Here is a 22,445-nt window from a genome sequence, read left to right on the forward strand (position 1 = left end):
AACTTTCATTGTAAAATGTTTACAATTAAACAACGTTAGTGTACTATTTAAAGGTATGCATGAAACTATTTCATATGTCAAACATAATTAATATTCGGAGGGAAATAAATGACTGCAAATTGGGAAAAAACAGGCACAAATGATGGTGCTTTAACATTTACGATTGCCCAAGCTGAAATCCAAAAAGGCTTAACAACGGCATTCAACAAAGTGAAAGGTAGCTTGAACGTACCCGGCTTCCGTAAAGGAAAAGTGTCACGTCAAGTCTTCAACCGTATGTATGGTGAAGAAGCATTATATGAAGACGCATTGAATGCTGTTTTGCCAGAAGCATATGAAGCAGCTGTAAAAGAAGCAGGAATCGATCCAGTTTCTCAACCTAAAATCGATGTTGTGAGCATGGAAAAAGGTGAAGATTGGACAATCAAAGCTGAAGTTACTGTGAAACCAGAAGTGAAACTTGGCGATTACAAAGATCTAACTGTTGAAAAACAAGATCGTGAAGTCACTGATGAGGACGTGGATGCACGTATCAAACGTGAACAAGAATCACAAGCTGAATTAGTCATCAAAGAAGATGAAGCAGCTGAAAATGGCGACACAGTCGTGATCGATTTCGAAGGTTTCTTAGGTGAAGAAACATTTGAAGGCGGCAAAGGTGAAAACTACTCATTAGAATTAGGTTCTAATTCATTTATTCCTGGCTTTGAAGAACAACTTGTTGGGACAAAAGCTGGCGAAAGCAAAGACGTAACGGTTACTTTCCCTGAAGACTACCAAGCTGAAGATTTAGCTGGTAAAGAAGCAGTGTTCAAAGTGACTGTTCATGAAGTGAAAGCCAAAGAACTACCAGAACTAGACGATGAGTTCGCAAAAGATATCGACGATAGCGTTGAATCATTGGCTGAACTAAAAGAAAAATACCGCACTGAATTAACAGAAACAAAAGAAAAAGCAGCAGAAGACGCGAAAGATGAAGCTGCGATCCGTCAAGCAGTTGAAAATGCAGAAATCCTTGAATTGCCACATTCAATGGTTCATGATGAAGTACACCGTTCAATGGATGAGTTCCTAAACAATATGCAACAACAAGGAATCTCTCCTGAAATGTACTATCAATTAACTGGTTCTACTGAAGCTGATTTGCATACGCAATTCGAAGGTGAAGCAGAAACTCGTGTCAAAACAAATCTTGTGATCGAAGCAATCGCTAAAGCAGAAGGTTTGGAAGCGACAGATGAAGATATCGAAAACGAAATCAAAGAATTATCTGAAGCTTATAACATGCCAGTTGACCAAATCAAACGTGTCTTAACAGAAGATATGTTAAAACATGACATTACGATGAAAAAAGCAGTTGAAGTTGTGACTGGAACTGCCAAAGAAGCGTAATCACGTATGACATTTGCGGCGAACATCATTTGGTGTTTGCCGTTTTTTGATGTGATGCTTCGCAAAGAAATAGAAGATTTACTAACAAATGATAAGAAAGATTTATGGAAAGCAAAAAGAACTTTTTCTTTCAAAAAAGATATGATATGATTGATGAAGACTGTAAAGTTGGTCTTCAAAATTCCACTCCTTTAAAACAGGTTGGAAAATATTCAAGGGGTGAACAGTATGTACGATAACACAAATGGAAATGAAGCTGTTCGTTGTTCTTTTTGTGGGAAAACACAAGAAGAAGTCAAAAAGATCGTCGCTGGACCTGGCGTCTATATTTGTAATGAATGTATCGATCTTTGTAAAGATATCATCGATGAAGAGTTCTACGAAGAAGCAATCCGTGAGTTTACTGAAGTGCCTAAACCACAAGAATTGCTCAATGTGCTGAATGAATATGTTATTGGACAAGATCGTGCCAAACGTACGTTGGCAGTCGCTGTCTATAATCATTACAAACGGGTCAACGTGGAAGCGTCAGCTGAAGATGTTGAATTACAAAAAAGCAATATTTGTTTGATTGGACCTACGGGATCTGGTAAAACATTTTTAGCGCAAACATTGGCTCGCTCATTAAACGTACCATTTGCAATTGCAGATGCAACAAGTTTAACAGAAGCAGGTTATGTCGGTGAAGATGTTGAAAACATTTTGTTGAAACTGTTGCAAGCCGCTGATTATAATGTTGAAATGGCCGAAAAAGGAATCATCTACATTGATGAAATCGATAAGATCGCCCGTAAGAGCGAAAACGTATCTATCACTCGTGATGTATCTGGCGAAGGTGTCCAACAAGCATTGCTGAAAATCTTAGAAGGCACAACCGCTAGTGTACCGCCTCAAGGTGGCCGCAAACATCCGCATCAAGAAATGATCCAAATCGACACAACCAATATTTTATTCATCGTTGGTGGCGCATTTGATGGTATTGAAACGATCGTCAAAAACCGTTTGGGTGAAAAAACGATTGGTTTTGGCACCAATAACAAACGCTTTTCTGAAGGGGAAAGTGTCATGCAGCAAATCATTCCAGAAGATTTATTGAAATTTGGACTGATTCCTGAATTTATCGGTCGTTTGCCTATTATGGCAGCTTTAGAAAAATTAACAACGGATGATTTGGTTCATATTTTAACTGAACCTAAAAATGCCCTAGTGAAACAGTACCAAAAACTAATGGCATTGGATGATACTGAGTTGACTTTTGAACCTGAAGCATTGCGCTCGATCGCCAATCAAGCCATTGAACGCAATACAGGTGCCCGTGGTTTACGGTCTATCATCGAAAACATCATGATGGACGTGATGTTTAACGTACCTTCTGACGAATCGATCGAAAAAGTGATCATTACGGAAGAAGCGGCCAAAGAACAAGGGGAACCCAAAATCATTTACAATGAAGAAACAAAAAAAGCAGTCTAATTCAGACTTGGTCGGATGGTCTTATTGCTATCCGGCTTTTTTTTGAGTAAAATAAAGAGTCAGGAAAGGAGTGAGTAGATGAAAGTACATCATGCTGAAATTATTATCAGTGCTGTAGCGCCAGCACAATACCCGGATACGAATCTACCAGAGATCGCCTTAGCTGGCCGTTCAAATGTCGGCAAATCTTCATTTATCAATACGTTGATCGATCGGAAAAATTTAGCCCGCACATCCTCTAAACCAGGAAAGACACAAACCCTAAATTTTTACTTGATCGAACAAGCATTGCATTTTGTCGATGTCCCTGGATATGGCTATGCGAAAGTATCGAAAACCGAACGCGCCAAATGGGGGAAAATGATTGAAACGTATCTTGCTGAACGCCAGCAATTGCGCGCAGTCGTTTCCTTGGTTGATTTACGTCATGCCCCTTCGCAAGAGGATATACAGATGTATGACTTTTTGAAATACTATGAGATCCCAGTGATCGTTGTTGCCACGAAAGCCGACAAAATTCCTCGTGGTAAATGGAACAAGCATGAAAGTATGATCAAAAAAGCACTCTCGTTCGATGCCAACGATACCTTCATTTTATTTTCCGCGGTTACTAAACAAGGAAAAGAAGAGGCATGGAAAGCAATTGAAGAAGCAATCAAATAAAGACATTATTGAGGAACCGCAGCGTAAATCTGCGGTTTTTTTGTGATGCTAGTAACGCAGTCTCGATCGAAATAGCCAATCATCATTGCACATCTATTGCCTATCAACGCTACCAGAATACTGCGTCAGCTCAAAAAATAGCTCAGCGCCTATTTGGTAGAGAGCCACACTCCAGTATAGAACAGAAACTTGCGTTTAGTTTTTACGACTAAGGGTACATCAATGCATCTGAATATTTTAGTAGGTGATAGCCAGTACAGCCTTCACGCAAACCAATCAAGACAAAAAAATCAGACAACTGGCAAACAAAGTTTGTCGATTGTCTGATTTAGCTTATTTATGTTCTTGATTCTTTTTTTTTGTGTCTTTCGCTGCTTCTTTTGTTTCATCTTTTAAAAATCGTTCGATATCTAAATTTTGCTTTTTGTTGTCTTTATCATTGTCGGGAAGAAAGGCAATATCGTCGAACATTTTGTCAAGGGAATCTTCTCGTTGGAATTTTAAGCCCATATTGTTCACCTCCAAGGAACTTTAGTTTATCACGAATAGTACAGATTTTCATCTAAATTAAGCGAAATAGTGTTCATTCACCAAATGCTTTACTATAATTAAATAAAAGGCAATGAAACGAGGTGAACAAAATGATCAAGACAGAGAAAATGTATGGCTTCATTCAGTCAGCGCCTTTGGAAGCAGCTGCCTTACAACAACAAATCGATCATTGGCTTGTGCTGGTACGCGTTTGTTATCAGCCAACAGCATTCTATATGGATCAACAATTGAAACGTACATATGATTACGAATTAATCAAAAAGTTGCTTCAAGAAGGGAAAGACCACGCAAGTGTTGAACTGATCGTCACAGATGGAGAAAATGAATCAAGTATCCATATCGTTCAAGACGCTGTGCTACAGCGTCACTTATTGACTAAACAAGTATTTGACGCGCATAGAAGTGTGATTCAAGATTATTTCGATACGACGATGGTCAATAATGGCTTATTTGCTTATATTCGCCCTTATGATGAATATTTGGTTCATAACGTCGAGAACATTGAAAAGAGGAAGAATTTTCAAAGCCTAAAGGAAATCGAATCCTTACCTAAAAGGAAGAATATCCATCAAGAGATCGTCATCGACTGTAATCAATTCGCAGGGTATGATGTTTTTTATAATGGATATACACTAACCTCGTGTTGGCGCATGTATTTTTCCGCCTATTATGAGCAGATCATCCCGAGAGTGATCATCATGGATACGCAACAAGTGGAAAGTATCAACCTGTTGGATCAAAATGTTGTTTTAGTGGAGTTATACCGCCACCCTGATCAGTGGGATCATGAGGTGAATTTAAGTTACCAACAACTGTTTCGTGATCAAACAGGCATTGATCAATTGGCTTGGGATAATGGAGTAGGGGTCTTCAGAGAACCCTTTATCGAATATGCCTATGGCCCGCAGATCATTCAGACGATCCAGTATCAAAACGATCAAATGCAGCCGACGACCAAACGAAAAGCCACCCATTTTGTGACACGTAGTTTTGATTTGGTCCAACAAAATTACCAAGAACGCCGTGTCAAAGGCTATTTAAATGCCCAAGCCTATTTTCCATGGATCGACCGCGAACGGTTGCGTATGATGGACTATATTGTTTTGCAGCCGGAACTCACGTTAGATAATGGAATTGAAGCCTATGCGTTTTACATTCGTAATCACCTTGAGGTGGCATTTACAGACGATGCCTTCAAAGATTATACTGCCTGTTTGCAGTTTTATTTACCTTCAGAAGCCCTAGTGTCATTGCCCATCGAAGCTTTAAAAGATACTTTGTCAGATATCCATTTCGGTTATCTTCATCGAAATAACAAATACACTCGCGTTACATTGAAGAAGAATGGCAAGAAATTGCGGGTTTATTTTATGAATGTCCAAAAACTGGTAGAACAACAAATTTTAGCGAAACATCCATAAAAAAAGCAACTCACCTGAGCTGCTTTTTTTTGATTATGCAATTTCTGGTTCTTTTTTTAGTAACCCGAAAACAATTCCTGAAACGATCGCACCAATCAAAATGAATAACAAGAATAGTAAAGGTTTAGATAATAATAGAACAACGAAGATACCGCCATGTGGAGCCATTAATTGGATATTGAAGGCGCCAACTAATGCGCCAGTGAGTGCTGAGCCTACGATAAAACTTGGGATTGCACGAAGCGGATCAGCTGCTGCAAAAGGAATCGCACCTTCCGTTACAAATGATAGACCCATGACGATATTGGTCAAACCGGCTTCTTTTTGGTCTTTGGTGAATTTGTTTTTGAATAACAATGTAGCGACAAATATAGCTAATGGAGGAACCATGCCGCCTGCCATGACTGAAGCCATTACGACGCTTCCGCCATCTGCGACTGTTGTAGCTAATGTTGCAGTACCGAATACGTAAGCAGCTTTGTTGATCGGGCCGCCTAAGTCAGCCGCCATCATAGCAGCCAATAAAGCGCCTAGTAATGCTGCGTTTGTACCACTTAGACCAGTTAAGAATGTGTTTAAGCCATCATTGATAGCTTTCATCGGTACATTGATCATCAACATTAAGAAACCAGTGATCAACAAGCCGAAAACAGGGTAGAAGAGAATCGTTTTGATACCATCCAATGATTTTGGCAATCCTTTGAACAATGACCGTAAGAATTTGATGACATAACCTGCTAAGAAACCGCCAATCAATGCGCCCAAGAATCCGGCACCACCGCTATTAGCTAATGCACCGGCAGCAAAACCAACAATCAGACCCGGCCGATCACTGATACTTGAGGCAATAAACCCAGCCAGCACAGGCAACATAAATCCAAAAGCTGCGCTACCGATTTGGTTGAACCAAGCAGCGGATTGATTGTAATTTCCTAATTGACTCAAAGAGTCTTGAGGCACGCCGATAAATTGATCGATCATGAATGAAATGGCAATCATAATACCACCGGCAATAACGAATGGCAGCATGTGGGAAACACCGTTCATCAAATCTTTATAGATTCGTTGACCAACAGAGCCATCAGCTGAACCATCTTCATCATTTGCTGAAGCTTGACCAGAACCATGGAAAACAGGTGCTGTACCACTCAATGCTTCATTGATTAATTGTTCTGTTTTGCGGATCCCGTCACTGACTGGACGATTGACTAAGTGTTTGCCGTCAAAACGATCCATTTCGACTTTTTTGTCTGCTGCGACGATGACACCTGTTGCGCGGGCAATATCTGCTTCCGTTAACCGGTTTTTGATACCTTCAGAACCATTGGTTTCAACTTTGATATCTATGCCTAATTCTTTGGCTTTTTTCTTCAATGCGTCTTCTGCCATATAGGTATGGGCAATACCAGTTGGACATGCTGTTACAGCAACCAAATAGGGACGGTCGCTGTTTGGTGCGGCTGCTTGGCTTGCTGCTTGTTCTTCAGCGATTGCATCTGCTTCTTGTTGCGCTTCAGCTTCAGCAAATAGTTGTTGTACTTGTTCTGGTGTAGTTGCTGATTTTAATTTATCGACAAATTCTGGATTGATCAACAGACGAGATAGACCAGCCAAGGCTTGTAAGTGGGTATCATTGGCTCCTTCAGGTGCAGCAATCATGAAGAATAGGTAGGTTGGTTGACCATCTAATGCTTCGTAATCCACGCCTTGTTTGCTTTTTGCAAATAAGACAGTTGCTTCTTTGACAGCGCTGTTTTTGGCATGTGGCATCGCGATGCCATCACCCAAGCCAGTCGATGTTTGCGCTTCACGAGCCAAGATACCATCTTTGTAGATCGTTTCGTCTGAAATACGCCCAACCGCGTATAATTTTGCGACCATTTCATCAATAGCGCCTTTTTTGTCAGCAGCTTGCAAATCCATGATCATGGCATCTTTAAGCAGCAATTCATTGATTTTCATTTTTTCCATCCTCCTAAATAAATATCTCTTTGACTTCGACTTCTGGCAACAATTCATGGATGAAGTCTGCTTGTGCTAAATCATCAGAGAAAGCTGTTGCACTTCCGCAAGCCACACCCCATTTGAATGCGTCAACGACATCTTGCGTTTTCGCATAGCGCCCAATAAATCCTGCAATCATTGAATCACCGGCCCCAACCGAATTTTTCAATGGGCGTTTCAGTACATTTGTTTGGTAGATTTTATCGCCGCTAAATAATAAAGCGCCGTCGCCACCTAAAGACACGATGACATTTTTTGCACCGTCTTGTAACATTTTTTGGCCGTATGGCAATATATCCTCTATCGTTGAAAATGAGGTTTCGTATAATTCTGCCAGCTCATGATTATTTGGTTTGATCAATAGTGGTCGGGCAGGTAAAGCCGCAAATAGTTCAGCACCAGTGGTGTCAATGACGAAATCAGCACCAGCTTTTTGGACCAATGAGATCAATTCTTCATAAAAATCTGCAGCAAGACCAGCAGGTTTACTGCCAGACAAAATTACAATATCGTGTGGTTGCAATTGGTTGAATTTGGCTTTTAAATCAGCAATTTCATCAGCGTGAATGGCTGGACCTAATCCGTTGATTTCGGTTTCTTCACCAGATTTAAGTTTGATGTTGATTCTGGTATCATCAGCAACGGCCGTAAATTGATTGTGAATGGCTTCTTTTGTTAACCAGTCGCTGATAAACTTCCCCGTAAATCCGCCGACAAAGCCCAATGCAGTCGAATCAATATTGATCCGTTTCAAAATCCGCGAAACATTGATTCCTTTCCCACCAGGTAATTTGAAATCTTGGGTCATTTTGTTTAGGGCACCAATCGTTAGTTGATCGACATGAACAATAAAATCGATCGATGGATTGAGTGTTACCGTGTAAATCATTCGAATACCTCCAATAAAGTTGTTTTTGCTCGGAATTTCGTGAGATAATTTTTCGGGCAATAATCGGTAATGATCGTTGCAGCTTCGATCGCTGCCACTTGGGCAAAGGTGGTTTGCTGAAATTTGGAATGATCCAATAGCACGTAAGCTTGCTGGCTTTGCTCAATGGCTATTTGCTTGATGGTCGCTTCTTCCGGATCTGGTGTCGTAAATCCGGCTTCAGTATGACCACCATTCATCCCCATAAAACAGCGATTGAAACGTAATTTTCGCAGCTGCTCAGAAGCACTGATTCCCAAAACAGCATTTGTCGCAATCTTGATCGTTCCACCCAAGATCAATGTATCGATACCATGATCGATCAACAGCGAAGCATGTTTGACAGAATTTGTGACGACTTTCAACTCTTGAATCTTTGATAAAAAAGGAATCATTTCTAAAGTGGTTGTGCCTGCGTCTAAATAGATCACTTCGCCGTCCTTGATCAGGCGGGCAGCTTGTTTGGCAATCAACTGTTTTTCAGACTGGAACTTTGCTGTTTTTTCGGTCATACTCGGTTCAAATCCCAGTTGCTGACTTTTTTTCGCACCACCATGTATTCGAACGAGCAATCCTTTGTCTTCCAAATCTTGTAAATCCCTGCGGATAGTAGATTCTGAAGCTTCAAGTAATTGGATCAGGTCACTGACTTTGACGATTTCCTCTAGTTCTAAACGGTTCAAAATGGTCTGATGCCGCTCTTCTGTAAGCATTTTCATCACCTCTTCACTTGTCATAGTACCATAGCAAACATCCAAAATCAATCAAAAACAACAAAAAACATCCAAAATGTAAGCGTAAATATTATTAAACGGTCATAATCGTTCAGATAGTCAGTCATCCAACAGGGTAAAATGGTTTAACATTTGACAATTTCGCCTATTCTTTGGCTTAATTGAATGAGGGGGGATTATGATGACAAACAAAATTGTTTTACAAGGTTTTGAATGGGATTTACCGGCAGATAGCCAACATTGGAATAAGTTAAAAGATATGGGTCAAGAATTAAAAGAATATGGCTTCACAGCAATTTGGCTTCCTCCTGCTTATAAAGGAACAGCTGGTTCTAAAGATGTCGGATATGGGGTATATGATTACTATGATTTAGGCGAGTTTGATCAAAAAGGGTCAATCCCTACTAAATATGGTACCAAAGATGAATATTTAGCTGCCATCAAGTCGTTAAAAGAACACGGCTTGGAAGTTTACGCCGATATCGTTTTTAATCATTTGATCGGCGGCGATGAAAAAGAAGTCATACCTGCTGTAAAATACGATTGGAACAATCGAAATGAACAGATCAGTTGTGAAGAAGAGATCGAAGCGTGGACCAGATTCACCTTCCCTGGTCGTAAGGGCATGTATAATGATTATATATGGACTTGGAAAAACTTTTCTGGTGTCGACTATGATGATCGGACCAAAGATCATGCGTTATTCAACATCGCAGACAAAGGGTGGGAAAATCAGGTTGACGACGAAATGGGCAATTATGATTATTTGATGGGCTGCGATCTCGATATGGAAAATCCTGAGACGGTCGAGCAATTAGACAAATGGGGCAAGTGGTATTTAGCCTTAACGGATGTCGACGGATTCCGATTGGATGCAGTCAAACATATCGAATTCAATTACTATGCAGATTGGTTATTGAACCGTCGAGCTGAAAAGGGTGAGCAGCTTTTCGTCGTTGGAGAGTACTGGTCTGGTGATTTACCTAAGTTAGAAGAGTATCTTGACTCTTCTGGCAATTTGATCAATTTGTTCGATGTACCTTTGCATTATAATTTATATGAAGCATCTCATTCAAATGGTGCATATGACATGAGTCAAATTTTTGCCAATACATTGATTGACTCAAGGGAGGACTATGCTGTTACGTTTGTTGACAACCATGATACACAAGTCGGTCAAAGTTTAGAATCATGGGTCGATGGATGGTTCAAAGTCCATGCTTATTCGTTGATTCTCCTGCGCAAAGCAGGCACGCCAGTTGTCTTCTGGGGAGATCTGTTTGGTATCCCTGAACAAAACGTTGGGCCAGTGGGTGATGCTCTGATCCATATGATGAAATTACGAGAAAAATTGGCTTTCGGCAATCAAGTAGATTATTTTGATGATCCTAGCGTCGTTGGTTGGGTGTTGACCGGTGATTATGACCATGAACTTTCCGGTTTAGCGGTAGTGATGACCAATGCACAAGGTGCGGAAAAAGAGATGACCATTAGTGCGATCCATGGCGGTGAAACGTTTGTTGATATTTTAGGCAACAATCAAGCCCAAGTAGTTCTTGATGATACTGGAAAAGGGGTATTCCCAGTGAATGATGGGCAAGTATCGATCTATGTCAATCAGAAATTGGTTGAAAAGTATTTTCAATAAACGCAAATAAAAAAGGAAAAGAGACCAGCTAGGTCTCTTTTCCTTTTTTTGTTAGGGGGTATTTTGATTGAACAATAATGCTTTTGCTTTGATCAGTTTCGTTGAACTGACAGAATCAGTCACGACCATAAGCAAATCACCAGATTGAAGAATGGTATCACCTTTAGGGATCAGTTCGTGTTCACCGCGTCGGATCCGGATCAGCAAACTATTTTCAGGCCAATTCAGATCACGAACAGCACAGCCATCATACATGCTTCCAACAGTTACTGGCAATTCGATCACGTGGGTTTTCCCTTTGATTGCAGCTGTCTTATTGGTATGAAGACGCTCTAGCAGCGTTTCATAGATTGGATGACCGCCTAACAGATCGACGACCAAGTATGCCGTCAAACTGACCAGGCCAAGAGGCATCAAGTGATTGATAGACCCGACCATCTCAGTCACTAAAATGATCGCAGTCAGCGGTGCTTTGCCGATAGCGGTGAAATAGCCTGCCATTGCAACGATCACAAAGTTTTTTATGTAAAGTGCGTCTAAGCCAAACCAAGTATGCAGTATCGATCCATAGATTCCCCCCAAGATTGCGCCAAGCGTTAAAATAGGCAAAAAAATACCGCCGGGCAACCCCGAACCATAAGAGACCATTGAGAATAGATAACGCAGCAAAAATAGACCAACCAAAAGCAAGAGGGGTTGTTGCAAATGTCCCAAATTGAGAATGATCTGATTGCCGCCGCCTAAATAGCTAGGGAAAAATAGACCGATCGGTACAATCAGCGTAAAGGGGATCAGGCTATACCAACTTGATTTTATTGGTAGCTTTTTAAATAATGATGGCAATGACAATAGATTCAATTGGTAGATTCTACCCATAATGCCTAAAATAAGACCTAGCACCACTAAAGCACCATAAAACTTTAGGGGTAAGTCTTTGATCGTTCCCTGATACAAGACAGGTTGCAAGCCGAAAAAATATAAGGAAACAAAGTTAGCGGTGATTGCTGAGGTTAGAGCAGTCAACCAAACCAATGGAGAAAAGGAATGATGGATTTCTTCTAATACAAACAAAAGTCCGGCAATCGGTGCGTTGAATGCTGCCGATAATCCTGCACTAGCCCCACTGGAAATCAGAATTTTTTCTTCATAAGAAGGTCCTTTGAACCAGGTGCTGATTCCTTGACCGACGGCTGCTCCTAATTGGATCGAGGGTCCTTCACGACCTAAGAAAAGCCCTGATCCGACACTTAAGATACCGCCGATAAATTTTTTCCATAAGACTGCAAACCAATTGTAAGAGAATTCTCCTGCTAATACACCTTCTACTTGCGGAATGCCACTGCCTTTGATATTCGGTTCAGAATGAACGAGTAAAGCAATAATTGCTGCTGTAATAAGCGATACCATCAACCATAATGGAATGTATTGCAGGTGATCACCCAGATAGAGATAAATCGATACCACCAAGTCGCTTAAGGTTTCAATCAACAGTCGGAATAAACTGACGATCACCCCTGCAGCTGCACCTACGATCATTCCCTTAAAAATAAAGAGCAAGCGCGTTGTATCTATATAATTTTTATTTAGGTATTTCATTTGATTCCCCACTTTCCTTTCTATGGTAATCCTATCTGGTTTATATCACAATAGTTTTTTGATAAACCAACTTACATAAATATTGGGCAAAAAAGGTGATTCGCGAGAAAATATCTCAACAGCGGAATGAAAGCGGGTGAATAATCAATAGGAAGAGTTGTTGATTTGAATCAGAGAAATTTTCGACCCGTTCGGTTTTCCGAAGCAATGGATAATGCTATAATTGAAGAGATTGAGAAAGAAAGGATGTTTAAAAACATGTCATCCAAAATTGAATTATTGGCACGAATGAATCCACGGCAAAAAGAAGCCGTTATGCATACTGAAGGTCCGCTTTTATTGATGGCGGGCGCTGGTAGTGGCAAAACGCGGGTGTTGACCCATCGCATCGCGTATTTGATAGAAGAAAAAGGCGTCAATCCATGGAATATTTTAGCAATCACGTTTACCAACAAAGCAGCCAAAGAGATGAAAGAACGGGTCACCAACTTGTTAGGCAGTGGTGGAGAAGATGTATGGGTATCAACATTTCACTCGATGTGTGTCCGCATTTTGCGTAGAGATGTCGATCGCATCGGCTATGCCAAAAGCTTCACGATCGTGGACACTTCTGAGCAAAATACTTTAATGAAACGGATCTTGAAAGAACTGAATATCGATCCGAAAAAATACGATCCTCGCTCGATTCTAGGGGCAATTTCTCATGCAAAAAATGAATTGCAAACGCCAGAAGCTTACCAAGCGTTAGAAGGTAGTTTATTCGAACAGATTGTAGGTCGTTGTTATGCGCTGTATCAAAAAGAATTGCGTAATAATCAGTGTATGGATTTTGATGATTTGATCATGAACACGATTCGCTTGCTGCAAGAAAACGAAGATGCCTTGCAATTTTACCAACGTAAATTCCACTATATCCATGTCGACGAGTATCAAGATACCAACCATGCACAATACACATTGGTTAATTTATTGGCTGCTCGCTTCAAGAATCTATGTGTCGTCGGCGATGCTGACCAAAGTATCTATGGATGGCGAGGCGCCAATATGCAAAATATCTTGGACTTTGAAAAAGACTATCCTAACGCGACAACCATATTATTGGAACAAAATTACCGCTCCACGCAAACGATTTTGTCGGCAGCCAACCAAGTGATTCGTAATAATCGCAATCGTCCGGATAAAAAATTGTGGACGGAAAATGCCGCTGGCGAAAAAATCACCTATTATCGCGGTGACAGCGAACGAGATGAAGCACGCTTTATTGTCAGTGAGATGCAAAAGCAAATTGCCGAAAAGAATCGGAAATTTGGCGATTTTGCTATTTTATACCGTACCAATGCCCAATCACGGATCATTGAAGAAATGCTTTTGAAAGCCAACGTTCCATATACGATGGTGGGAGGAAGAAAGTTTTATGACCGTAAAGAAATCCGTGATATTCTCGCTTATCTATCTGCAATTGCGAATCCAAGTGACTCTTTGAGTTTAGAACGTATCATCAATGTACCTAAACGAAGTATCGGTGCAACATCCGTAGAAAAATTACGGGCTTTTGCCTCTATGCATGAATGGTCGCTATTAGAAGCGGCCATCAATGTTGATCTAGCCAATATTTCCGGAAAAGCAGGAAAGGAAATCGGCAGTTTTGGGATGATGATGGCAGGTTTTGCTGAGATGATTCCGTATCTGTCGATCACCGAATTGACCAAAGAGATTCTAGATAAAACCGGCTATCGTCAGGAATTAGAGAATCAAAATAACTTAGAAGCCCAAGCACGTTTAGAAAACTTAGAAGAGTTTTTATCTGTGACGCAAGAATTTGATCAACGTTTTGAAAGTCAAAATGAGGATGATGCCGATGCACCAGATGAAAAACTGACTGTTTTCTTAAATGATCTGGCCCTTTTATCAGATGTCGACAGTTATGAAGAAGAAAGCAGCCAAGTAACATTGATGACGCTGCATGCTGCGAAAGGTCTCGAGTTTCCTGTAGTCTTCTTGATTGGACTAGAAGAAAATATCTTCCCCCTTTCAAGAGCGTTGATGGAAGAAAGTGAATTAGAAGAAGAGCGACGTTTGGCTTATGTGGGGATCACTCGTGCGGAAGAAGAGCTATTCATGACCAACGCGTTTTCTCGTACATTATACGGTCGGACGCAATACAATCGTCCATCAAGATTTATTGAAGAAATCGAAAAAGACTTATTACAGTCTTTAGGGGAAAGACAGCAGCCAAAGGCCCAAACACCCTTTCAACCGAAAGTGTTCAAACCCGGCTATACCCAACCCCGTCAAACGACAGTCAATTCAAAACAAACCACTGCCGCTGCTGGCAGTCAATGGCAAGTAGGGGAAAAGGTCAATCATAAGAAATGGGGTCTGGGTACGATCGTTCGGACATCTGGCAGCGCCCAAGACACAGAACTGGATGTTGCCTTCCCGCAACAAGGAGTCAAACGATTATTAGCGGCATTTGCCCCAATCGAAAAAATTGAAAAGTAAGGAGGGCCTTGTCCATGGAAATTCCGTCGAAAGAGCATCAAGAACGCGCCGAGGCGTTGCGCACAGAACTAAACCAGTATGCCTATGCTTACTATGTGAAAGATCAACCTGCAGTTGAAGACTATGTCTATGATCAATTGTATGCTGAACTAGTCGCATTAGAAACTGAATACCCTCAACTCGTCACAGAAGATTCACCTACCCAACGCGTGGGTGGGGTAATTTTGCCCGGTTTTGAGAAAGTGACCCATGATATTCCTTTATACAGCTTAAATGATGTGTTTGATAAAGATGAAATCATTGCTTTTGATGCCCGCGTGCAAAAAGCACTAGGAAGAACAGTCGACTATGTCTGCGAATTGAAAATCGATGGTTTGTCGATTTCCCTTAAGTATGAAAATGGCCGATTTGTGCGTGGTGCTACCCGTGGTGATGGGACAGTTGGTGAAAATATCACCGAAAATCTGAAAACAGTCAAATCGATTCCGTTGAAATTAAGAGAGCCTGTATCATTAGAAGTCCGCGGAGAATGTTATATGCCGAAAGCATCTTTTTTGAAGCTGAATACGCAGCGAGAAGAAGACGGATTAGAAGTGTTCGCCAATCCCAGAAATGCGGCTGCAGGTAGTTTACGGCAACTAGATACCCGAATTGCTGCACAACGTAATTTGAGTACTTTCTTATACACGCTTGCTGACTTTGGTCCAATCGAGGCCCATGATCAATTTGAGGCATTGCATGAACTAGATCAATTAGGTTTTCGTACCAATCATGAACGCCGGGTCTGTCATTCTATTGAAGAAGTATGGTCATATATTGAAGAATTCCATGAAAAACGCAGTCAATTGCCTTATGAAATCGATGGTGTCGTTATCAAAGTCAATCAATTCGCAGACCAGGATCAGTTAGGCTTTACAGTCAAAGCGCCACGCTGGGCTGCGGCCTATAAATTTCCGCCAGAAGAAGCCGAGACAGTCGTTGAAACAATTGAATGGACGGTTGGGCGAACGGGGGTCGTTACGCCAACTGCGGTGATGACACCAGTACGTGTAGCCGGAACGACAGTTAGTCGAGCAAGTCTGCACAATGTCGATTTTATCAAAATGAAAGATATTCGCTTGAATGACGCCGTGATCATATATAAAGCAGGAGATATCATTCCTGAAGTGTCCAAAGTGTTGGTAGATAAACGAAACGCTGAAAGCCAGCCTTATGTTATGCCAACCCATTGTCCGATTTGTAAAAGCGAATTGATTCATTTGGATGAAGAAGTCGCTTTGCGGTGTATCAACCCAAAATGTCCAGCACAAATCAAGGAAGGATTGAGTCATTTTGTGTCTCGGAATGCGATGAATATTGATGGACTCGGTCCAAGAGTTTTGGCACAGATGTTTGATAAAGAATTGATCAATGATGCGGCTGGTTTATATTTCTTGACCGAAGCGCAGCTGCTGACTTTAGACAAGATCAAAGAAAAATCCGCCGCCAATTTGCTGCAATCGATTCAAGCCAGCAAAAGCAACTCGGTAGAACGCTTGATTTTTGGTTTAGGTATCCGTCATGTTGGATCAAAAGCGGCCAAGATTTTGGCAGAACATTTTGGTGATCTGCGTAAACTGCAGCAAGCGAAAGAAGAAGAAATCATTGCGTTGGAATCGATTGGACATACGATCGCAGAAAGTGTTGCAGCTTATTTTGCCAACCATGAAGTCCATGAATTGATCGATGAGTTTGAAAAAGGTGGCGTCAATTTCACCTATTTAGGTGTGCGGCAGGCTGATTTATCCGCCGTTGATTCACCTTTCAAAGAGAAAACAGTGGTTTTAACAGGCAAACTGTCTCATTTTACCCGTGAAGAAGCGAAAGAAAAAATTGAAAATCTTGGCGGCAAAGTAACCGGTAGTGTTTCGAAAAAAACCGATATCGTGGTTGCTGGAGAAGATGCTGGCAGTAAATTGACGAAAGCCCAGAATTTAGGGGTGACTGTTTGGGAAGAAGCACAAATGGTTGCAGCTATTGAAGGGAGTCAGGTGGATGAAACGTAACTGTTTATTTTTGTTGACAACTATGTTCCTATTGAGCGGTTGTGGTAATCTCGAAAAAGGGATCACCAATATCGATCAAGGCGATGTGACGACTGGTGGCAACATTACCACCGGTCGTATCGATAATAGTGTTTATCAAGCCGTGATGACGGAGGGAAAATATCAGACCAGTGCTGCCCGGAAATTAAACGCTGAAAATTTGAATAATGGTTTTAATCAAGCCAATTTTGAGAATGGCTTATTGCGGTTGTCGTATGATACCTTTTCCGTTGATAATCACTATTTCCAAGAAGGACAATATATTGCTGCAGATACCATTAAAAACTGGTTGAAACGTGCAACGGATGATGAAGACAACCAGGGATTGAACCCGGCTGATCAAGAGGAACCAATTATTTTCCAGCAATTGCTGGAGCATAACTTTTTGCAAGAAGATGGTAAGACGCTGGCAGGCATTAGTTTAGGTTTTGCTTTTAATAGTGTCTACTACGGCAGTGAGGAAACGATGACAGTCTCAAGAGATGCGTTGATGGCAAATGCACGGAAAACTGTGAATACAGTTTTGACCTATGTACGTCAAATAGAAGGCCTTTCAGCCGTTCCTATCGTGATTGGCTTATTTGAACAAAGCGCCAAGAATGATCCCGCTGGCGGGAATTATATTTATCAAGCAGTGAGTACTGATGGCGGTACGACCATTGATCAATTTGAGAAGGTCAGTGAAGCACATCTTACATTGCCAGTTGCTTCGGGCACCTCAAATGCGGCAACAGATGATGGTTTAAATAGTAAATTCACCACCTTTAGAGATGTGATCGTTTCCTTTTTCCCGGATTTGGCGGGTGTCAGCGGGAAAGTGTACTATGTGGATGATCAGATTCAAAAGTTAGTGATTACGATTGATTCTAATTACTACAGCAAAACAGAAGTAACGAGTTTCACACAGTATGTCGGTAAACAAATAGAAACGGTTTTCAGTGAAGTCCCAGGTGTGATCGAAGTGCAGATTGGATCGATCACAGGACAGCAAGCCTTTCTTTCAAGAGAAGCGGGCGCAGAAACGATTTCTAGTTTTGTTTTCAATTAACTATGATAATTTTCAATTTCTATTTCATGAATCATGAAAAAAATGATACAATACATTGGAAAAACGCAAAACGTATGTTACGGATGCAAGAAAGAGGAGGATTTTATGGCGATCAGCGAAGAACAAGTCAAACACGTTGCCAAACTAGCAAAACTTTCATTCTCAGATGATGAATTACATGAGTTTACTTCTCAGCTAGGAAAAATTATCGATATGGTAGAAACACTTGAGGAAGTAGATACTCAAGGTGTGCCATTTACGTCAAATGTTGCGGAAACGATCAATGTCATGAGAGAAGATGTAACCATCGGCGGATGGGATCGGGATGAATTGATGAAGAATGTACCAGAATCAGAAGATGGCTTTATCAAAGTGCCTGCGATTATTGACAATGGGGAGGCCGGTGCCTAATGACTGAATTATTTAACAAAAGTATCGAAGAATTGCATACTTTATTGATTTCCAAAGAAATCACTGCAACAGATTTGACAAGTGAGACATTTGCACGAATCAAAGATACTGAACCGCAAATCGATGCTTTCTTGGCATTAAATGAAGAAAAAGCGCATGCGTTAGCGCAAGCAATCGATCGAAAAGGCATTACTGAGAGCAATGTTTTATCTGGTATTCCCATCGGAATCAAAGACAATATCGTCACCAAAGATATTCGAACAACAGCAGCTTCAAAAATTTTAGGTAATTTTGATCCGATTTATGATGCAACAGTCATGGATAAAGTGTACCAAGCTGATTTGATTCCAGTTGGTAAATTGAACATGGATGAATTTGCTATGGGTGCAAGTACCGAAACCTCTTACTTTAAGAAGACAAAAAATGCGTGGGATCAAACCAAAGTACCCGGTGGTTCTTCTGGTGGTTCTGCTGCAGCAGTTGCTGCTGGACAAGTACCAGTTTCTTTAGGAAGTGATACGGGTGGTTCCATCCGCCAACCAGCTGCCTTCAACGGAATCGTGGGGCTAAAACCCACCTATGGACGGGTATCTCGTTATGGTTTGATTGCTTTTGCTTCCTCATTAGATCAAATCGGACCTATGACACGTACGGTCAAAGACAATGCGTTAGTATTGAATGCTATCAGCGGTTTTGACGCGAAAGATGGCACTTCATCAGGTGCTTCAGTCCCTGATTTTGCTGCTGGCTTGACTGGTGACATCAAAGGAATGAAAATTGCCTTGCCAAAAGAATATTTGGGTGAAGGCATTCAACCAGGCGTTCGCGAAGCGATTTTGAAAGCAGCAGATACATTCAAGGCTTTAGGCGCAACGGTGGAAGAAGTCAGCTTACCTCATTCTAAATATGGTGTGGCTGTTTATTACATCATTGCCTCTTCTGAAGCAAGTTCAAATCTGCAACGTTTTGACGGTATCCGTTATGGTTATCGGTCTGAGAATGTTTCTAATTTGGAAGATGTGTATGTCAATTCAAGAAGTGAGGGCTTTGGTGAAGAAGTCAAACGCCGAATCATGTTGGGTACCTTCTCATTGAGTGCCGGTTACTATGATGCTTATTTCAAAAAAGCGGGTCAAGTTCGGACCTTGATCAAGCAAGACTTCGACAAAGTATTCAGCAAATATGATTTGATCATTGGACCAGCTTCTCCAACAGTGGCATTTGGGATCGGTGAAAACATCAATGACCCAATCACCATGTATTTGAATGATATTTTGACGATTCCAGTGAACTTGGCAGGCTTACCAGGAATGTCGATTCCTGCTGGATTCTCAGAAGGCTTACCTGTTGGATTGCAGATCATCGGTAAACATTTCGATGAAGCAACGATGTATAAAGCTGCCTATGCATTCGAACAAGCGACTGATTTTCATACCAAACAACCAGTGATTTTAGGAGGGGACAACGCATGAACTTCGAAACAGTCATTGGGCTTGAAGTCCACGTAGAATTAAAAACCGAATCGAAAATTTTCTCTCCAGCACCTGCGCATTTTGGTGCGGAGCCAAACAGCAACACCAATGTCATCGATTGGGGTTATCCAGGTGTACTGCCAGTGATGAACAAGGCAGCAATTGAATTTGGAATGAAAGCAGCGTTGGCTTTAAATTGTGAGATTTCAAAAGAAACGCATTTCGACCGCAAAAATTATTTTTATCCAGATAATCCAAAAGCCTATCAAATTTCTCAATTTGATCAACCAATTGGCCATGACGGCTGGATTGAGATCGAAGTAGAAGGCAAAAAGAAAAAGATTCGGATCGAACGCGTCCATTTAGAGGAAGATGCGGGTAAAAACATGCACGGAAAAGGCGGCTATTCGTATGTCGACTTAAACCGTCAAGGGACACCGTTGATCGAAATCGTATCTGAAGCGGATATGCGTTCACCAGAAGAAGCTTATGCTTATTTAGAAGCCTTGCGCTCAATTATCTTATTTACCGAAGTTTCTGATGTCAAAATGGAAGAAGGGTCAATGCGCTGTGACGCCAATATTTCATTGCGCCCATATGGTCAAGAAGCTTTCGGTACCAAAACCGAATTGAAGAACCTGAACTCAATGTCTTTCGTCAAGAAAGGTTTAGCTTTTGAAGAAAAACGTCAAGCCAAGGTTCTATTATCAGGTGGCGAGATCCAACAAGAAACGCGCCGATTTGATGAAGCAACCAGCAAAACTTTGTTGATGCGTGTCAAAGAAGGTTCATCTGACTATCGTTATTTCCCAGAGCCAGATATTCCTCGCTTTGTGATCGACGACGAATGGATCGAACGCGTCCGTGAAGGTTTGCCGGAAATGCCGCAAAAACGCCGGGCTCGTTATATTTCAGAGTTGGGATTGCCTGAGTATGACGCAATGGTCTTGACCTTGACAAAAGAAATGTCTGATTTCTTTGAAGCGTCGATCGATGCAGGAGCAGATCCTAAGCAAGCATCAAACTGGTTGATGGGTGAAGTTTCCGCTTATTTGAACAGTGAAAAAATCGAGCTGCCAGATACCAAATTAACACCAGACAACTTAGCTGGGATGATCCGTTTGATCGAAGATGGCACCATCAGTTCAAAAATCGCCAAAAAAGTCTTTAAAGAATTGATCACAAATGGCGGAAATGCCGATGAAGTGGTGAAAGCAAAAGGCTTGATTCAATTGTCTGATCCGGCACAATTGTTACCAATGATCAATGACGTTTTAGATCAAAACCAACAGTCTGTCGATGATTTCAAGAATGGGAAAGACCGTGCGGTAGGTTTCTTAGTCGGTCAAATCATGAAAGCAACAAAAGGACAAGCCAATCCTGGCATCGTCAATAAGTTGTTGCAAGAAGAATTAGCAAAACGATAAGAGGCTAGCCATGAAGAGAGCAAGAGTGATCTATAATCCGACATCTGGGAAAGAACTGATCCGTAAACATTTGGCCGATATTCTAGATGTATTGGAATCAGCGGGGTATGAAGCAAGTGCCTTCGCGACGACCGCCGCCCCATTTTCTGCCCGCGATGAAGCCAGCAGAGCCGGCAACGCCGGCTTTGATTTGGTGGTCGCGGCTGGTGGAGATGGTACGATCAATGAAGTCGTCAATGGAATCGCACCTTTACAAGTTCGCCCAAAGATGGCAATCATTCCTGGGGGTACCACCAATGATTATGCCCGCGCATTGAAAATTCCCAGAAATGATATCAAGGCAGCTGCTGAAGTCATCTTAAAACAGCAGACGGTCAAAATGGATATCGGTAAAACTCCCAACACATATTTTATCAATATTGCGGCTGGTGGGCATTTAACTGAATTGACGTATGATGTCCCATCTGAGTTGAAAAGCGTTTTTGGTTATTTGGCTTATCTGGCCAAAGGCGCAGAACTTTTGCCTCGAGTCAAACCAATCAAAATGCACTTGAAGTATGAAGATGGGGAATACATTGGCGGTGCATCAATGTTTTTCTTGGGATTGACCAACTCTGTTGGCGGTTTTGAGCAAATTGCTCCAGATGCCAAGCTGGATGACGGTAAGTTCTCATTGATCATCGTGAAGACAGCCAATATTTTTGAGATCGTTCATTTATTGGCGCTAATGATGAATGGTGGGAAACATATCAATGATCGACGGTTGATTTATACCAAGACGTCGTTTCTTGAAGTCGATGCGCCAGAGCAAACCAATCGCTTGATGATCAATTTGGATGGCGAATATGGTGGTGATGCCCCGATGCGTTTTGAAAACTTGCATAATCATATCGAGTTTTTTGCTAACGTTGATCAAATTCCTGATCAAGCAGTTGTCGGGGATCAAAGTTATCAAGAAATCAGTGAAGGCTTCATTAAAGAAGTCGAACGTTTATCTGATGAAGATATCAACGGTGACGGCAGAATTGGTGATGATAGCGAGGATGAAATCAAATCTGATCAGTAGAACAGGCGACATTTGTCGTCTGTT

At 41.4% G+C, this 22,445-nt stretch carries 18 protein-coding genes; 13 read left to right on the forward strand and 5 right to left on the reverse strand.

Going from position 1 to position 22,445, the window contains the following annotated elements; genetic code table 11:
* The first annotated feature begins 108 nt into the window (after positions 1-108).
* The 4 genes from tig to yihA all read left to right on the forward strand — a co-directional run bounded on the left by tig (position 109) and on the right by yihA (position 3,528).
* The gene (gene tig / locus IGI41_RS06435) at positions 109-1,392 is read left to right on the forward strand and encodes a trigger factor (RefSeq protein ID WP_430612361.1); all 1,284 of its coding nucleotides are present in this window, start codon (positions 109-111) and stop codon (positions 1,390-1,392) included.
* Positions 1,393-1,398: 6 nt separating this feature from the next.
* A complete protein-coding gene (locus IGI41_RS06440) occupies positions 1,399-1,542 on the forward strand; it encodes a hypothetical protein (protein WP_430612363.1) in 144 nt (47 codons plus the stop codon).
* 78 nt (positions 1,543-1,620) lie between these two features.
* On the forward strand, positions 1,621-2,865 hold the full coding sequence (clpX, locus tag IGI41_RS06445) for an ATP-dependent Clp protease ATP-binding subunit ClpX (RefSeq protein WP_430612365.1): 1,245 nt from the start codon (positions 1,621-1,623) through the stop codon (positions 2,863-2,865).
* 78 nt (positions 2,866-2,943) lie between these two features.
* A complete protein-coding gene (gene yihA / locus IGI41_RS06450; RefSeq protein ID WP_430612367.1) occupies positions 2,944-3,528 on the forward strand; it encodes a ribosome biogenesis GTP-binding protein YihA/YsxC in 585 nt (194 codons plus the stop codon).
* Between the two features lie 333 nt (positions 3,529-3,861).
* Here the strand turns inward: yihA and IGI41_RS06455 are convergent, their stop codons facing one another.
* A complete protein-coding gene (locus tag IGI41_RS06455; protein ID WP_430612369.1) occupies positions 3,862-4,038 on the reverse strand; it encodes an SPJ_0845 family protein in 177 nt (58 codons plus the stop codon).
* 131 nt (positions 4,039-4,169) lie between these two features.
* Here IGI41_RS06455 and IGI41_RS06460 point away from each other — a divergent pair, with 131 nt between their 5' ends.
* Positions 4,170-5,501 (forward strand): hypothetical protein, encoded by a 1,332-nt coding sequence (locus IGI41_RS06460; protein WP_430612371.1) that lies wholly within the window; start codon positions 4,170-4,172, stop codon positions 5,499-5,501.
* A 33-nt stretch (positions 5,502-5,534) separates the two neighbouring features.
* On the opposite strand, the gene IGI41_RS06465 is transcribed toward IGI41_RS06460, so the two are convergent.
* From IGI41_RS06465 to IGI41_RS06475, 3 genes are read right to left on the reverse strand one after another with little or no spacing between them, the layout of a single operon-like run.
* Positions 5,535-7,463, reverse strand: coding sequence for a PTS fructose transporter subunit IIABC (locus tag IGI41_RS06465; protein ID WP_430612373.1), 1,929 nt, complete (start codon positions 7,461-7,463; stop codon positions 5,535-5,537).
* Between the two features lie 13 nt (positions 7,464-7,476).
* Positions 7,477-8,394, reverse strand: coding sequence for a 1-phosphofructokinase (gene pfkB / locus IGI41_RS06470; protein ID WP_430612375.1), 918 nt, complete (start codon positions 8,392-8,394; stop codon positions 7,477-7,479).
* Positions 8,391-9,146 (reverse strand): DeoR/GlpR family DNA-binding transcription regulator, encoded by a 756-nt coding sequence (locus IGI41_RS06475; RefSeq protein ID WP_430612377.1) that lies wholly within the window; start codon positions 9,144-9,146, stop codon positions 8,391-8,393. Before IGI41_RS06475 ends, pfkB begins: the two co-directional genes overlap by 4 nt.
* A 202-nt stretch (positions 9,147-9,348) precedes the next feature.
* Here IGI41_RS06475 and IGI41_RS06480 point away from each other — a divergent pair, with 202 nt between their 5' ends.
* Positions 9,349-10,815, forward strand: coding sequence for an alpha-amylase (locus IGI41_RS06480; RefSeq protein ID WP_430612379.1), 1,467 nt, complete (start codon positions 9,349-9,351; stop codon positions 10,813-10,815).
* Positions 10,816-10,866: 51 nt separating this feature from the next.
* Here the strand turns inward: IGI41_RS06480 and IGI41_RS06485 are convergent, their stop codons facing one another.
* The gene (locus tag IGI41_RS06485; protein ID WP_430612381.1) at positions 10,867-12,411 is read right to left on the reverse strand and encodes a ClC family H(+)/Cl(-) exchange transporter; all 1,545 of its coding nucleotides are present in this window, start codon (positions 12,409-12,411) and stop codon (positions 10,867-10,869) included.
* 258 nt (positions 12,412-12,669) lie between these two features.
* Here IGI41_RS06485 and pcrA point away from each other — a divergent pair, with 258 nt between their 5' ends.
* From pcrA to IGI41_RS06520, 7 genes are all read left to right on the forward strand, one after another.
* Complete coding sequence (pcrA, locus tag IGI41_RS06490) at positions 12,670-14,913, forward strand: DNA helicase PcrA (protein ID WP_430612383.1); 2,244 nt, start codon at positions 12,670-12,672, stop codon at positions 14,911-14,913.
* Between the two features lie 14 nt (positions 14,914-14,927).
* Positions 14,928-16,958 (forward strand): NAD-dependent DNA ligase LigA, encoded by a 2,031-nt coding sequence (ligA, locus tag IGI41_RS06495; RefSeq protein ID WP_430612385.1) that lies wholly within the window; start codon positions 14,928-14,930, stop codon positions 16,956-16,958.
* Positions 16,948-18,045 (forward strand): CamS family sex pheromone protein, encoded by a 1,098-nt coding sequence (locus tag IGI41_RS06500; RefSeq protein ID WP_430612387.1) that lies wholly within the window; start codon positions 16,948-16,950, stop codon positions 18,043-18,045. Before ligA ends, IGI41_RS06500 begins: the two co-directional genes overlap by 11 nt.
* Positions 18,046-18,150: 105 nt before the next feature.
* The gene (gatC, locus tag IGI41_RS06505) at positions 18,151-18,456 is read left to right on the forward strand and encodes an Asp-tRNA(Asn)/Glu-tRNA(Gln) amidotransferase subunit GatC (protein WP_430612389.1); all 306 of its coding nucleotides are present in this window, start codon (positions 18,151-18,153) and stop codon (positions 18,454-18,456) included.
* On the forward strand, positions 18,456-19,928 hold the full coding sequence (gene gatA, locus IGI41_RS06510; protein ID WP_430612391.1) for an Asp-tRNA(Asn)/Glu-tRNA(Gln) amidotransferase subunit GatA: 1,473 nt from the start codon (positions 18,456-18,458) through the stop codon (positions 19,926-19,928). Before gatC ends, gatA begins: the two co-directional genes overlap by 1 nt.
* Positions 19,925-21,355: an Asp-tRNA(Asn)/Glu-tRNA(Gln) amidotransferase subunit GatB gene (gene gatB, locus IGI41_RS06515; protein ID WP_430612393.1), complete on the forward strand. Its 1,431-nt coding sequence runs from the start codon at positions 19,925-19,927 to the stop codon at positions 21,353-21,355. Before gatA ends, gatB begins: the two co-directional genes overlap by 4 nt.
* 10 nt (positions 21,356-21,365) lie before the next feature.
* Positions 21,366-22,421, forward strand: coding sequence for a diacylglycerol kinase (locus IGI41_RS06520; RefSeq protein WP_430612395.1), 1,056 nt, complete (start codon positions 21,366-21,368; stop codon positions 22,419-22,421).
* Positions 22,422-22,445 lie beyond the last annotated feature (24 nt).

The organism is Enterococcus sp. DIV0876 (assembly GCF_050529585.1).
In the GTDB taxonomy this organism is placed as follows: Bacteria; Bacillota; Bacilli; order Lactobacillales; family Enterococcaceae; genus Enterococcus_D.